This is a genomic window from Nonomuraea sp. NPDC052129, assembly GCF_040680095.1.
Lineage (GTDB): Bacteria > Actinomycetota > Actinomycetes > Streptosporangiales > Streptosporangiaceae > Nonomuraea.
Genome location: NZ_JBFAVX010000001.1, coordinates 425,507 through 438,392 on the forward strand (window position 1 = coordinate 425,507; position 12,886 = coordinate 438,392).

The window sequence follows — 12,886 nt, forward strand, 5'->3', positions numbered from 1 at the left end:
TCCCCTGCCCGACGCTCATGCGCTGACCTCTTCTTCCTCGCTCGATGCTGCCTCGATCGGCTCGATCTCGATGGCGGCCCGTTCGGCCTCCTCCCGCTCGTAGGCGGTCACCAGGTTCCGGTAGCCCTCGCAGCGCTCCAGCAGTTCCTCGTGGCCGCCCCGGTCGACGACCCGTCCCCGGTCCAGGTACACGATCTCGTCGGCCAGCGCGATCGTGGCCATCCGGTAGGCGACGACCACGACGCTCGACGCCGCGTCGCGCAGGCCGTACAGGATCTTGGCCTCGACCTGCGGATCGACGCTGGAGGTGGCGTCGTCGAGGATGAGCAGGCGCGGGCGGCGGACGACCGCACGGGCCAGCGCGAGGCGCTGGCGCTGGCCGCCGGACAGTGACGTGCCGCGTTCGCCGACGCGGGTGTCGAGTCCCGAGGCGAGCTTGGCGACGAACCCGTCGGCCTGGGCCACGCGCAGCGCCGCCCACACGTCCGCGTCGTCGGTGTCCAGCCCGAGCGCGATGTTGCCGCGCACGGTGTCGTCGAACAGGAACGTCTGCTGCGGCACCAGCGCGACGGACTCGGCCAGCCCGCCGTAGGCGAGCCGGCGCACGTCGACGCCGTCGAGCAGCACCTGTCCTGAAGCCGGGTCGACCAGCCGTACGAGCAACTGCACCAGCGTCGACTTCCCGGACCCGGTCGGCCCCACCAGCGCGACGGTGCCGCCGGCCGGTACGTCGAAGGTGACGTCGTGCAGCACCTCGTCGGCGCCGTAGGCGTAGGAGACGTCCGAGACCTCCAGCTTGGCGGGCCGGGCCTCGCTCAGCGCGACCTCGCCGTACTCCATGGAACCCTCGGCCTCCAGTACGGCCTGCACCCGCTGCCAGCCGACGACGCTGCGCGGCAGTTCGGCCAGCACCCAGCCGAGCGCCCGGATGGGGAAGGACAGCAGCGTGAACAGGTAGGCGACCTGCACCAGCTCGCCGGAGTCGATCGAGCTGGTGGACAGTCGCAGCGCGCCGACGCCGAGCACCGCGAGCACGCCGAGCGTGGGCAGGGCCTCCAGCAGGGGGTCGAACAGGCCGCGCACCCGCCCGACGGCGATGTTCGCGTCACGCAGCTCGTGCGCGCGCCGCCGGAAGCGCTCGGTCTCCATCGCCTCCCTGCCGAGCGTCTTGACGACCAGCGCGCCGTCGAAGCTCTCGTGCGCGATCTCGCTGACCTCCGCGCGCAGCTGCTGCGCGCGGGTGGCGAGCGGGCTCAGGCGGCGCTGGTAGATCAGGTTCAGTACGGCGATGGCCGGGAAGATCAGGAAGCCCACCAGGGCGAGCATGGGATCGGTGAGCAGCATCCCGATCGCCGCGGTGAACAACATGACGATCACGCCGACCGCCATGGGCAGCGGCGCGAGCGGCGCCCAGGCCGCCTCGGCGTCGGCGCTGGCGTTGGACAGCAACTGCCCGGTCGGGTGCTGGTGGTGCCACGACAGGGGCAGCCGAAGGTACTGCCTGGTGACCGCGCGCCGCGAGCGGGCCTGCATGCGGTACTGCAGCAGGCCGGCCAGGATGCGGCGGCCCGCCACGCCGATGGATTTGAGCAGCGCCGCGCCCATGATGAGCAGCACGCCGATCCAGAGCGCGCCCGCGGCGGTGTCGCCGTGATCGAAGGCGGGGAGTACGACGTTCTGGGTGGCCCAGCCGAGAGCCCACGCGGACGCCACGGTCATGCCACCGTAGAGCGCGCTGGCCAGGACGGCCGCGGCGAACACCGCCTTCTCCGCACGGACGGCCACCCCAAGGACGCGCAACCCTTGACGCATGACAGCCGAGGTGACCTTGGTCGCCACTCGCAAATTTTCCTTTCCCCGCCCATTTCTACATATGTCAGTATCACTGGCGATCAACACGTTATTCCCGCGGGTAGGGTTGGCCGCGTGACTCACGCTCGTAGCGAACGCGCCGCGCTGTGCGACCTGCTCGACCAGCTCGGCCCGGACGCGCCGACGCTCTGCACGGGCTGGAACACCTACGACCTGGCCGCCCACCTGGTCCTTCGCGAGCGCCGGCCCGACGCCATGGGCGGCATCGCCCTCAAGTCGCTGGCCGGCTACACGGCCTCGGTGCAGGAGGGGCTGAAGGCCAAGCACCCCTACCCCGAGCTGGTCGACCTGGTTCGCAAGCCGGGCGGCGTGTACGGCGTGCTCCCCTTCCTCGACGACGCCGTCAACACCCTGGAGTTCTTCGTCCACCACGAGGACGTGCGCCGCGCGCAGCCGGAGTGGGAGCCGCGCGAGCTGCCCGCCGATCTGGAGCAGATCATGTGGAAGCGGGTGGCCGGCGGCGGACGGCTGATGCTGCGCCGATCACCCGTGGGCGTGGTGCTGCACCGCCTGGGCGGCGGCGTGACGCTGGGCGGCGCGCAGCAGGGCCCGAAGGTGGAGGTGACGGGCCGGGCGGGCGAGCTGCTGCTGTTCTGCTTCGGGCGTCAGGAGCACGCCAGGGTCGAACTGGCGGGCGATGCCGACGCCGTCGCCCGGCTCAAGAACGCCAAGCTGGGCATGTGATGGCGCACCAACTTCCGGGGTTCCGTAGGGGCCCCGGCGATACCTCTTGGCCTTACCATGGCGTGAGAAACAAGCCCCCCGGTTAGGATCAAGGAACGTCTTCACAGAAGATGCCAAGGATCGCCCAGATCCGGGTATATACGGCTGGGAATGGACTGCAGGAGGCCCCCATGCAGGTCAAGAAGGTGGTCACGTACGTTCTAGTGGCGTTCGTGATTTTCTACCTGTTCACCCGGCCGGCCCAGGCCGCATCCGCGGTTAACGGCGTGTTCGACGGGATCGTCCATGGCGCCAACCAGTTGGCTGTCTTCTTTACCAATGTGCTGACCTGACGTGTGGTTCTGTCTGCGCTAGACGCTTCCCCGCGATGCCAGATCGTGTTACGCAGGCAGAATGAGAGATCGTCCGAGCGTCACCAAACTCAATCAGCCTGATCCCCACGCCCGGCGCGTCCTCGAACGCGCCGAGATCGAGGGGATCGAGCTGATCCGCTTCCTGTACGCCGACCACGGAGGCGTCATCCGTGGGAAGGCGGCATCCCGGTCGCGACTCGCCGAGCGGCTCAACACCGGGATCGGGCACACGGTGGCGATGATGGCGATGAACATGCTCGACCAGTTGCAGGAGGTCGAGCACCTGGGTCCGGTGGGCGAGGTGCGCATCGTCCCCGATCCCTCTACCTTCGTCCCGCTCCCCCATGCTCCCGGCGCCGCGGCGATGCTCTCAGATCTCCGCGAGCCGGACGGCTCACCCTGGGCGGCCTGCGCACGCACCTTCCTCAAAGACGCGGTCGGCGCGCTGGCGGACGAGGGCTACACCCTGCTGGCCGCCTTCGAGCCGGAGTTCACGCTCGGCCGGCGGTTGCCCGACCCTACGGGCGGTTTCGACCGGCTGGTGCCGCTCGACGACACGCTGTGCTACGCCGCCACCGGCTTCGACACCGCCCACGACTACACGATCAAGCTGATCCGCGCCCTGGAGACGCAGGGCCTGCACGTCGAGCACTACCACCCCGAGCTCGGGCCGGGCCAGCAGGAGCTGTCCGTACGCCACGCGCCCGCGCTCCGGGCCGCCGACAACCACGTCCTCTACCGCGAGACCGTGCGCGGGGTCGCGATGCGCATGTCGATGTGGGCGTCCCTGGCCCCCAAGCCGCTGGCCGACCAGGCGGGCAACGGGGCTCACCTGCACCTGTCCCTGTGGAACGACACCCAGAACGTCTTCGCCGAGGACGGCGAGCTGCGGGCGGGCTTCATCGGCGGCCTGATCGCCCACCTGCCCGCCCTGACCGCGCTGACCTGCGGCAGCGTCAACGGCTTTCGGCGGCTGGCGCCGCGCACGTGGGCCAGCGCCTACGCCGTCTACGGCCCCGACAACCGGGAGGCCGCGATCCGGGTCTGCTCGCCGCTCGGCGAGAGCGGCGAACCGAACCTGGAGCTCAAGCCGTCCGACTCCTCGGCCAACCCGTACCTGTCGCTCGGCGCGGTCATCCACGCCGGGCTCGACGGGATCCGCCGCAAGCTGGACCCCGGCGAGGCGGTCGACGTCGACCCCGACACGCGGCCCGGCCGCTACCCGCGCCTGCCCGCCTCACTGGAGGAGGCGCTCGACGCTCTGGAGGCGGACGAGGTGCTCATGGAGGCGCTCGGCCCGCTACGGCGTAGCGCGTACCTGGCCGTGAAGCGGTCCGAGGCCGCCGCGTTCGCGGCCAAGGACGCCTCCTATGAGCTGTTCCACCACATGCGGGTGTTCTAGCCGGACCGGATGGCCGACCGTCCGCTGATCTAGCGGACCGGGTGGCCGGCCGTCCGCTGGTCTAGCGGACCGGGTGACCGGCCATCCGCAGCGTGTCCTTGACCTCGGAGATCTTCAGCGTCCCGAAGTGGAACACGCTCGCCGCCAGCACCGCGTCGGCGCCCGCCGCGACCGCCGGAGGGAAGTCCTCCAGCCGCCCGGCGCCGCCGCTGGCGATCACCGGCACCCGGACCGCGGCCCTGACCGCGTGCAGCAGCTCGAGGTCGTAACCGTCGAGCGTGCCGTCGCCGTCCATCGAGTTGAGCAGGATCTCGCCGACACCAAGCTCCTCACCGCGCGCCGCCCACTCGACCGCGTCGATGCCGGTGCCGCGGCGCCCGCCGTGCGTGGTCACCTCGAAGCCGCTCTCGGTGCCCGGCGCCCGCCGCGCGTCGACCGACAGCACCACGCACTGCGCACCGAAGCGCCGCGACGCCTCGGTGAGCAGCTCGGGCCGGGCGATGGCGGCGGTGTTGAACGACACCTTGTCGGCTCCCGCGCGCAGCAGCCGGTTGACGTCGTCGACCGAGCGGATGCCGCCGCCCACGGTGAGCGGGATGAACACCTGCTCAGCGGTCCTGCGCACCACGTCGAGCATGGTCTCGCGCTCGCCCGACGAGGCGGTGATGTCGAGGAAGGTCAGCTCGTCGGCCCCCTCGGCGTCGTAGCGCCTGGCCAGTTCGACCGGGTCGCCCGCGTCGCGCAGGTTGGCGAAGTTGACACCCTTGACCACGCGTCCCGCGTCCACGTCCAGGCACGGGATCACCCGTACGGCTACCGTCATGCCCGAAGCGCCTCTATCTCGATCTCGACCAGCATGTTGGGATCGACCAGCCCGGCGACGCGGACGCCGGTGCAGGCGGGGCGCACCCGCCCGAACACCTCGCCGATCGCCCGCCCGACCTGGTCGAAGTGGCCGTGCTCGACCACGTAGTAGCGGACCATGACGACGTCCTCCCTGCTCAGGCCGCCCATCGCGACCGCTTCGAGGGCGATGTCCATGGCCGTCCTGCTCTGCAGGTAGGCGTCACCGTGGTGACGTACCTCGCCGTCGACGGTGGCGGTGCACCCGGACACGATCACCCGGTCACCGACGACCACCGCCCTCGCGTAGCCGTATCTCTCTTCCCAGATGCCTCCGGAGAACACCCTTGGTCCGGTGCTTTCCATACTCATGCTGCCCATCACGCCCCCTCCCGAGGAACTAAGCGCGTACCGCGATCAGCGCGCTCTCCAGCGTGAAAGCTTGAGCGTAAAGTGCCTTGCCCACGATGGCACCCTCCACGCCGTCGGGCACCAGCGAAGCCAGCGCGACCAGGTCGTCAAGAGAGGAGACGCCGCCGCTGGCCACCACCGGCTTGTCGGTGCGCTCGCAGACCGCGCGAAGCAGGTCCAGGTTGGGTCCGCGCAGGGTGCCGTCCTTGGTGACGTCGGTGACCACGTAGCGGGGGCAGCCGTCGGCCTCCAGGCGTTCGAGCACCTCCCACAGGTCTCCGGCCTCCTCGGTCCAGCCGCGGGCGGCGAGCGTCGTGCCGCGTACGTCCAGCCCGACGGCGATCTTGTCACCGTGCTCGGCGATGACCCGGCGGCACCATTCGGGGTTCTCCAGCGCGGCCGTGCCGATGTTGACCCGGCGGCAGCCGGTGGCCAGCGCCGCGGCCAGCGAGGCGTCGTCACGGATGCCGCCCGACAGCTCCACGTTCACGTCGAGCCGGCCGATCAGGTCCGTGAGCAGCTCTCGGTTGGAGCCCCGGCCGAAGGCGGCGTCGAGGTCGACCAGGTGGATCCACTCCGCGCCCGCCTCCTGCCAGGCCAGCGCCGCGGCGAGCGGCTCGCCGTAGCCGGTCTCGGTCCCGGCCTCACCCTGGACGAGGCGTACGGCCTGACCGTCCGCGACGTCCACGGCAGGGAGCAATACGAGCGACATCAGGTCCTCCGGTCGAAAGCGAGAGTCATGACAACAGGTGCCAGCAGCAGGGAAAACACGAACACGGCCAGGCTCAGGAGCGGCGCGCCCCACACCAGCCACGCCACCACCTGGACCAGCACGAAGAGCAGGCCCACCACGGCGTTCTGGCCTCGGCGGCGGCGGGCGAGCAGACCGCCCTGGCGGGCGATCCGGACCGGGCGCGGGACCAGCCGGCCGAGTAAGGCGCGGCGGCGCGCGGCCCGCGCCTGCCGTGCCTCGTTGAGCCGGATCGCGCGCGCCCGCTCCGCCTCACGCTCGGCCCGGCGGCGCGCCCGCTCCTTACTCAAGGGTGCCGAGCCAGTTGGACAGCAGCGCGGCCCCGGCGTCGCCGGACTTCTCCGGATGGAACTGGGTGGCCATCAGCGGGCCGTTCTCCACGGCCGCCACGAACGGCACACCGTGCTCCGCCCAGGTGACCAGCGGCTCGGCGAAGCCGTCACCGGGGTGCAGCTCCCACTCGCGCACGCCGTAGGAATGCACGAAGTAGAAGCGCGTCGCCTCGTCGATCCCGTCGAACAGCACGCTGCCCGCGGGCGCCTTGACGGTGTTCCAGCCCATGTGCGGCAGGACCGGCGCGTCGAGCCGCTCGACCGTGCCCGGCCACTCGCCGCAGCCCTCGGTCTCGACCCCGTGCTCCACGCCCCTGGCGAACAGGATCTGCATGCCGACGCAGATGCCGAGCACCGGGCGGCCACCGGCCAGACGCCGGCCGATGATCCGCTCGCCGTACACACTCTTGAGGCCGGTCATACACGCCTCGAACGCGCCGACGCCCGGCACGACCAGGCCGTCGCACTCGAGCGCGGCGGTGAAGTCGGAGGTGACGGTCACGTTGGCGCCCACCCGGGCCAGGGCCCGCTCGGCCGAACGCAGGTTGCCCGACCCGTAGTCGAGCACGACGATGTTCTTCACCACCACATCACCCCCGCGGTGATCGCCAGCGCGGCACCGACCGCGCAGGCGGCGGCGCCCAGCTTGAGCCCCTGCCTGAACAGCGAGAACACGCCGCCGATGAGGAACAGCCCGATGAACACCATGACGATGGCGATCGTGTTGTCGGTCACAGCACGCCCTTGGTGCTCGGCACGCCCGTGGCGCGCGGGTCGAACTCCGACGCCTCGCGCAGCGCCCTGGCCAGCGCCTTGAACTGGGCCTCGACGATGTGATGCGCGTTGCGGCCGTAGGGCACGCGTACGTGCAGGCAGATCGCCGCCTGGGCGACGAACGACTCCAGGACGTGGCGCGTCATGGTCGTGTCGTAGTCGGGCCCGATCATCGGCGCCATGCCCTCGGGCTCGGTGTGTACCAGATAGGGCCGGCCCGACAGGTCGACGGTCACCTCGGCGAGCGACTCGTCCAGCGGGCACGACGCATTACCGAACCGCCTGATGCCCGACTTGTCGCCCAGGGCCTCGCGGAACGCGGCGCCCAGCGCGAGCGCCGTGTCCTCGATCGTGTGGTGCGAGTCGATGTGCAGGTCGCCCTCGGTCTTGACGGTCAGGTCGAACAGCCCGTGCTTGCCGAGCTGCGCCAGCATGTGGTCGAAGAAGCCGACCCCGGTCGAGACGTCGACCCGGCCCGTGCCGTCGAGACCCACCTCGACCAGGACCGAGGTCTCCTTCGTCGCGCGCTCGACGCGACCGACCCGGCCCACCGGCCCACCTTCGTCGGGGCTGTGAGCCGCAGAAGCGCCGTTTCCGTTGGTTGGCTCGCTCACAGCAGGACTCCCTCCAGGGCGGCGCGGAACGCCGCCATCTCCTCATCGGTGCCGATCGACACCCGCAGCCATTCTGGCGGGCCCACCTCGCGGATGAGCACACCGCTCGCCAGCAGGGCTTCCCACACCTTCCGCCGATCGGCGAAACGCCCGAACAGCACGAAGTTGGCGTCTGAGTCGGCGACGGTCAACCCCTTACCGCGCAGCCAGGCCACGATGTCGTCGCGCTCCTGCCTGAGCGCGTCGACCGTGGCGAGCAGCTCGGCCCGGTGCCGCAGCGCCACGCGGGCCGCCGTCTGCGTGAGCGTCGACAGGTGGTAGGGCAGCCGCACCAGCAGCAGCGCGTCGATCACGGCCGGGTGCGCGGCCAGATAGCCCAGACGGGTGCCCGCCATGGCGAACGCCTTGGACATGGTCCGCGTCACGATCAGCCTCGGGTGCGCGGGCAGCAGGGTGAGCGCCGAGGGCGTGCCTTCCCGGGCGAACTCCGCGTAGGCCTCGTCGACCACGACCATGCCCTTGGCCGCGTCGAGCACCCGGCTGATCGTCTCCATCGGCAGCGCGGTGCCGGTCGGGTTGTTGGGCGAGGTCAGGAACACGATGTCGGGCCGGTGCTCCTCGACCGCGGCGACTGCCTTGTCCGGATCGAGGGAGAAGTCGGCCTCACGGGCCCCCGAGATCCACTCTGTGCTGGTGCCGGTGGTGATGATCGGGTGCATCGAGTAGGACGGCTCGAAGCCCAGCGCGGTGCGCCCGTAGGAGCCGAACGCCTGGAGAATCTGCTGGAGGATCTCGTTGGAGCCGTTGGCCGCCCACACCTGGTCCTTGGTCAGCCCGTGACCCAGATAGCCGGCCAGGTCGGTGCGGAGCGCCTCGGCGTCCCTGTCGGGGTAGCGGTTGAGCTCGGCCGCGCTGGCGCGCACCTCCTCCGCCAGGTCGGCGACCAGGGCCGGGGAGGGCGGGTAGGGGTTTTCGTTGGTGTTGAGCCGGACGGGCACGTCGATCTGCGGAGCGCCGTAGGGCGTGCGGCCCCGCAGGTCGTCGCGGATCGGCAGGTCGTCGAGCGTCACGTCAAGATTCACGCGGGGATTCACTGAGCCTCGTTTCGCGATGGGACCTGCCAGTCGAAGCGGGCGCGGATGGCGGCGCCGTGCGCCGGGAGGTCCTCGGCGTCGGCCAGCACCGTCACGTGCCCGGCCGCCTCGGCCAGCGCCTCGCGCGTGTAGTCGACGACGTGGATGCCGCGCAGAAACGACTGCACCGACAGGCCGCTGGAGTGGCAGGCGCAGCCGCCCGTGGGCAGCACGTGGTTGGAGCCGGCCAGGTAGTCGCCGAGCGACACCGGGGCGTAGGGGCCCACGAAGATCGCGCCCGCGTTGCGGACCCGCGCCGCGACGGCCGCCGCGTCGGCGGTCTGGATCTCCAGGTGCTCGGCGGCGTAGGCGTCGACGACCTTGAGGCCGTCGTCGATGCTGTCGACCAGCACGATGCCGGACTGCCGGCCGCCGAGCGCCTCGGTGATGCGCTGGGCGTGCTTGGTGACGCCGACCTGGCCCGGCAGCTCCTTCTCCACGGCCTCGGCCAGCCGGACGCTGTCGGTGACCAGCACGGCCGCCGCGATCACGTCGTGCTCGGCCTGGCTGATCAGGTCGGACGCCACGTGCACCGGGTCGGCCGTCTCGTCGGCCAGGATCGCGATCTCCGTCGGCCCCGCCTCGGAGTCGATGCCGATGCGGCCCTTGAGCAGGCGCTTGGCGGCGGCCACCCAGATGTTGCCGGGCCCGGTCACCATGCCGGCGGCCGGGCACTCCTCGGTGCCGTAGGCGAACATCGCCACCGCCTGGGCGCCGCCCACCGAGTAGACCTCGTCCACGCCCAGCAGCGCGCAGGCCGCCAGGATCGTGGGGTGCGGCAGCCCGCCGTGATCGCGCTGGGCCGGGCTCGTCACGGCGAGCGACTCCACGCCCGCCTCCTGGGCCGGGACCACGTTCATGACCACGCTCGACGGGTAGACGGCGCGCCCGCCGGGGACGTAGAGCCCCACGCGGTCGACCGGCACCCACCGCTCGGTCACGGTGCCGCCCGGCACGACGCGGGTCGTGGCGTCGGCGCGGCGCTGGTCGCGGTGGACCAGCCTGGTGCGCCGGATCGCCTCCTCCAGCGCGGCCACGACCTCCGGCCGCATTTCCCGCAGCGCCGCCTGGATCGCCTCCTGGGGAACTCGGGCCCGCTGGATCTCGACACCGTCGAACTTGGCGGTCAGCTCCCGTACGGCTGCCGCCCCGCGATGGCGGACCTCGTCGCAGATGGGCCGCACCTTCTCCAGGGCGGCCTCGACGTCGAGCTCGGCGCGGGGCAGCACGTCGCGCAGGTTCGCCGGGAGGGAACCGCGCATGTCAATACGGGAAATCACCCACCCAGTTTACGGAGTCCCCTCCCTGAATCCGGTTCTGTCCAGCATCCGGGACGGGGGCGGGTCGTCCCGAATGCCCCACTGTGGGAGTTCCCGAGCGCCACACCATGCTCGGCTTTAGGTGCATTTGTCCTGATATTACGAATCTAGTACGCCAGCGGCATAAGGCTCGGAGAGCCGTCTCCCGGCTTGACCATCTGCAGACCGGCGCCCCCAGGTGCCGATCTTGCCGCAGGGGTATGCCAGGGGTCATGGCGCGGCTGCCCGTCTATGCGCCGATGCTGGCTCAGCTCGGCTCCCTGCCGTCGGTACGCGGGGACAAGTGGGCCGTCGAGATGAAATGGGACGGCGTACGCGCCCTCGTCTACCTGGAGGACGGCGGCGTCCGGCTGCTGTCGCGCAACGGCAAGGACGTCACCGCGGCCTACCCCGAGCTGCAGCTGATGGCCGGCGCCACCGGCGGGCGGCCGGCGGTCGTCGACGGGGAGATCGTGGCCTTCGACGACGCCGGGCGGCCCAGCTTCGGCGCGCTGCAACCCCGCATGCACCAGCGCCACCCGGCCAAGGTCGCCGAGCTGGCCAGGGCCGTACCGGTGACACTCATGGCGTTCGACCTGCTGCACCTCGGCTCCGACAGCACCATCGGCCGGCCCTACACCGAACGCCGTGAGCTCCTGGAGCACGTCCTGACGCCCGGCTTCCGCTGGCAGGTGCCGGTGTGGTTCCACGACCACGCGGACGGCGCGCTCGACTCCTCTCGCCGGCTCGGCCTGGAAGGCGTGGTGTGCAAGCGCCTGTCGTCGCCCTACCGGCCGGGCCGGCGTAGCGCCGAGTGGACGAAGGTCAAGAACCTCACGGCCGTCGAGGTGATCATCGGCGGCTGGAAGCCCGGCGCGGGCCGGCGCGCGGGCACGATCGGCTCCCTGCTGCTCGGCGCGCACGACCGGGACGGGCGGCTGCGGTTCGTCGGCCACGTGGGCACCGGCTTCACCCAGGCGATGCTGGACGACCTGTACGAGCGCCTCACCCCTCTGGAGCGGCCCGAGTCACCCTTCGCCGCACCGGTGCCCCGCGAGCCCGCCCGCGACGCGCACTGGGTCGAGCCGCGCCTGGTGGGCGAGGTCCGGTACGCCGAGCTGACCGGTGACGGCCGCCTGCGCCACCCCTCCTGGCGCGGCCTGCGCCCCGACCGCGAACCGGCCGAGATACGCCTGGACACCGGCGACTGGGCCGCCGGCTGAGCCGATCACTATGCGCCGGCAGCGGGCAATGGCTCGCGTACGGCTGGAGCGGGGTCCTTGAGCGTACGGGCCAGCAGCCAGGCCAGGGCCGGGAAGACGATCAGGCCGGCGAGCGCGACCCGGAGCGAGGTGGCCTCCGCCACCGCCCCGACGAGCGGGCTGGTCAGGCCACCGGCGCTGACCGCCAGGCCGAGCGTGACGCCGCTGGCCGTGCCCAGACGGTTGGGCAGGAAGTCCTGGCCCAGCGTCACATGCAGGGAGAACGGCGCGTACAGGGTGATCGACGAGGCCGCGATGAAGATGTACGCGGAAGGACCCGGCGCCAGCACCACCCCGGCGATGGCCGGGACGGCGGCCGCGTACGCCAGGCACATGGTGCGCACCCGGCCCCAGCGCCCCGCCAGCCGGCCACCGAGCAGCGTCCCCACCGCACCCCCGGCGAACAGCACGAACAACGCCACCGCCCCCGCCGCGCCCCCACCCATGTACAGGGCGACGAACGCGCTCAACCCCACGTACGCGATCGACCGGAAGACGATCACCAGGGTGAGCCGGACGAACGACGGCCAGTCGTCCCGCCCGGCGGAACGGGTGCTCGCCCGAGCCGCCTCACCGTGACGGGAGAGCGAGCGGATCACGGTGAGCGTGAGCAGCGCGCCCACCACGGCGGGGATGATCAGCAACGGCGAGGCGCCGAGCCCCCACAGCGACAGCAGCGGCGTGACGACGATCGGCGCGGTGGCGAAGCCGAGCGTGCCGCCCAGCGAGAACCAGCTCATCCGCACGTGACTGCCCTCGCTGGCGATCCTGGCCAGGCGGGCCGACTCCGGATGGTAGGCCGCCACGCCGAGACCCGACAGCGCCACCGCCAGCCAGGTGAGGGCGTACACGTCGGTGACACCGCTGAGCGCCACCCCGAGCCCGGCCGTGAGCATGCTGACCGGGATCAGCCACGGCATCCGCCGGCGGTCGGTGAGCGCGCCGAAGACCGGCTGGACGATCGAGGACAGCAGCGTCGCGGCGAGCACGATGCCCGACGCGGCGACGTACCCGTAGCCGCGCTGCGCCACCAGGAAGGGCACCAACGCCGGCACCGCCCCCTGGTACACGTCCACACCGGCATGGCCGACGGCCAGCATCACGATCTTGTTCGCCTTCACCCTCTGATCGTCGCCCCGGGATGACCTGGCCCGCTT

Annotated in this window: 15 protein-coding genes; 4 read left to right on the top strand and 11 right to left on the bottom strand. The window is 71.4% G+C overall.

Going from position 1 to position 12,886, the window contains the following annotated elements:
• Nucleotides 1-15 precede the first annotated feature (15 nt).
• Complete coding sequence (locus tag AB0L53_RS01950; RefSeq protein ID WP_363990330.1) at nucleotides 16-1,812, bottom strand: ABC transporter ATP-binding protein; 1,797 nt, start codon at nucleotides 1,810-1,812, stop codon at nucleotides 16-18.
• 114 nt (nucleotides 1,813-1,926) lie between these two features.
• On the opposite strand from AB0L53_RS01950, the gene AB0L53_RS01955 reads away from it, so the two are divergent.
• The 3 genes from AB0L53_RS01955 to AB0L53_RS01965 all read left to right on the top strand — a co-directional run bounded on the left by AB0L53_RS01955 (nucleotide 1,927) and on the right by AB0L53_RS01965 (nucleotide 4,311).
• Nucleotides 1,927-2,556 carry a TIGR03085 family metal-binding protein gene (locus AB0L53_RS01955; protein ID WP_363988943.1) on the top strand — a complete coding sequence of 210 codons (630 nt, stop codon included), beginning with the start codon at nucleotides 1,927-1,929 and terminating at the stop codon, nucleotides 2,554-2,556.
• Nucleotides 2,557-2,726: 170 nt separating this feature from the next.
• Entirely contained in the window at nucleotides 2,727-2,888 is a 162-nt protein-coding gene (locus AB0L53_RS01960) for a hypothetical protein (protein ID WP_214637633.1), read from the top strand.
• 61 nt (nucleotides 2,889-2,949) lie between these two features.
• On the top strand, nucleotides 2,950-4,311 hold the full coding sequence (locus AB0L53_RS01965) for a glutamine synthetase family protein (protein WP_363988946.1): 1,362 nt from the start codon (nucleotides 2,950-2,952) through the stop codon (nucleotides 4,309-4,311).
• A 61-nt stretch (nucleotides 4,312-4,372) separates the two neighbouring features.
• Here the strand turns inward: AB0L53_RS01965 and hisF are convergent, their stop codons facing one another.
• The 9 genes from hisF to hisD are packed head-to-tail and all read right to left on the bottom strand — an operon-like array spanning nucleotide 4,373 to nucleotide 10,449.
• The gene (gene hisF, locus AB0L53_RS01970) at nucleotides 4,373-5,134 is read right to left on the bottom strand and encodes an imidazole glycerol phosphate synthase subunit HisF (RefSeq protein WP_363988949.1); all 762 of its coding nucleotides are present in this window, start codon (nucleotides 5,132-5,134) and stop codon (nucleotides 4,373-4,375) included.
• Entirely contained in the window at nucleotides 5,131-5,526 is a 396-nt protein-coding gene (locus AB0L53_RS01975; protein ID WP_358438859.1) for a Rid family hydrolase, read from the bottom strand. Before AB0L53_RS01975 ends, hisF begins: the two co-directional genes overlap by 4 nt.
• 28 nt (nucleotides 5,527-5,554) lie before the next feature.
• Complete coding sequence (gene priA, locus AB0L53_RS01980; RefSeq protein ID WP_358538145.1) at nucleotides 5,555-6,277, bottom strand: bifunctional 1-(5-phosphoribosyl)-5-((5-phosphoribosylamino)methylideneamino)imidazole-4-carboxamide isomerase/phosphoribosylanthranilate isomerase PriA; 723 nt, start codon at nucleotides 6,275-6,277, stop codon at nucleotides 5,555-5,557.
• Nucleotides 6,277-6,606 carry a hypothetical protein gene (locus AB0L53_RS01985; protein ID WP_225291749.1) on the bottom strand — a complete coding sequence of 110 codons (330 nt, stop codon included), beginning with the start codon at nucleotides 6,604-6,606 and terminating at the stop codon, nucleotides 6,277-6,279. The genes priA and AB0L53_RS01985 overlap by 1 nt, the downstream gene beginning before the upstream one ends.
• On the bottom strand, nucleotides 6,599-7,234 hold the full coding sequence (gene hisH / locus AB0L53_RS01990; RefSeq protein ID WP_357945479.1) for an imidazole glycerol phosphate synthase subunit HisH: 636 nt from the start codon (nucleotides 7,232-7,234) through the stop codon (nucleotides 6,599-6,601). Before hisH ends, AB0L53_RS01985 begins: the two co-directional genes overlap by 8 nt.
• Entirely contained in the window at nucleotides 7,228-7,383 is a 156-nt protein-coding gene (locus tag AB0L53_RS01995) for a hypothetical protein (protein ID WP_357945477.1), read from the bottom strand. The genes hisH and AB0L53_RS01995 overlap by 7 nt, the downstream gene beginning before the upstream one ends.
• The gene (gene hisB, locus AB0L53_RS02000; RefSeq protein WP_358538150.1) at nucleotides 7,380-7,973 is read right to left on the bottom strand and encodes an imidazoleglycerol-phosphate dehydratase HisB; all 594 of its coding nucleotides are present in this window, start codon (nucleotides 7,971-7,973) and stop codon (nucleotides 7,380-7,382) included. Before hisB ends, AB0L53_RS01995 begins: the two co-directional genes overlap by 4 nt.
• A 59-nt stretch (nucleotides 7,974-8,032) precedes the next feature.
• Entirely contained in the window at nucleotides 8,033-9,118 is a 1,086-nt protein-coding gene (locus AB0L53_RS02005) for a histidinol-phosphate transaminase (protein ID WP_363988956.1), read from the bottom strand.
• Nucleotides 9,119-9,126: 8 nt separating this feature from the next.
• Nucleotides 9,127-10,449, bottom strand: a complete 1,323-nt coding sequence (gene hisD, locus AB0L53_RS02010; protein WP_363988959.1) for a histidinol dehydrogenase — start codon at nucleotides 10,447-10,449, stop codon at nucleotides 9,127-9,129.
• 251 nt (nucleotides 10,450-10,700) lie between these two features.
• Between hisD and ligD the strand changes: the two genes are divergently transcribed.
• Nucleotides 10,701-11,690 carry a non-homologous end-joining DNA ligase gene (gene ligD, locus AB0L53_RS02015; protein WP_363988962.1) on the top strand — a complete coding sequence of 330 codons (990 nt, stop codon included), beginning with the start codon at nucleotides 10,701-10,703 and terminating at the stop codon, nucleotides 11,688-11,690.
• Between the two features lie 8 nt (nucleotides 11,691-11,698).
• On the opposite strand, the gene AB0L53_RS02020 is transcribed toward ligD, so the two are convergent.
• Nucleotides 11,699-12,850, bottom strand: a complete 1,152-nt coding sequence (locus tag AB0L53_RS02020) for an MFS transporter (RefSeq protein WP_363988965.1) — start codon at nucleotides 12,848-12,850, stop codon at nucleotides 11,699-11,701.
• Between the last annotated feature and the right edge of the window lie 36 nt (nucleotides 12,851-12,886).

Bases quoted from the DNA above. Each gene is read 5' to 3' on its own strand.
- AB0L53_RS01950 (WP_363990330.1), bottom strand. From the start codon at position 1,812: ATGCGTCAAGGGTTGCGCGTCCTTGGGGTGGCCGTCCGTGCGGAGAAG.
- AB0L53_RS01960 (WP_214637633.1), top strand. From the start codon at position 2,727: ATGCAGGTCAAGAAGGTGGTCACGTACGTTCTAGTGGCGTTCGTGATT.
- AB0L53_RS01965 (WP_363988946.1), top strand. From the start codon at position 2,950: ATGAGAGATCGTCCGAGCGTCACCAAACTCAATCAGCCTGATCCCCAC.
- hisF (WP_363988949.1), bottom strand. From the start codon at position 5,134: ATGACGGTAGCCGTACGGGTGATCCCGTGCCTGGACGTGGACGCGGGA.
- AB0L53_RS01975 (WP_358438859.1), bottom strand. From the start codon at position 5,526: ATGAGTATGGAAAGCACCGGACCAAGGGTGTTCTCCGGAGGCATCTGG.
- priA (WP_358538145.1), bottom strand. From the start codon at position 6,277: ATGTCGCTCGTATTGCTCCCTGCCGTGGACGTCGCGGACGGTCAGGCC.
- ligD (WP_363988962.1), top strand. From the start codon at position 10,701: ATGGCGCGGCTGCCCGTCTATGCGCCGATGCTGGCTCAGCTCGGCTCC.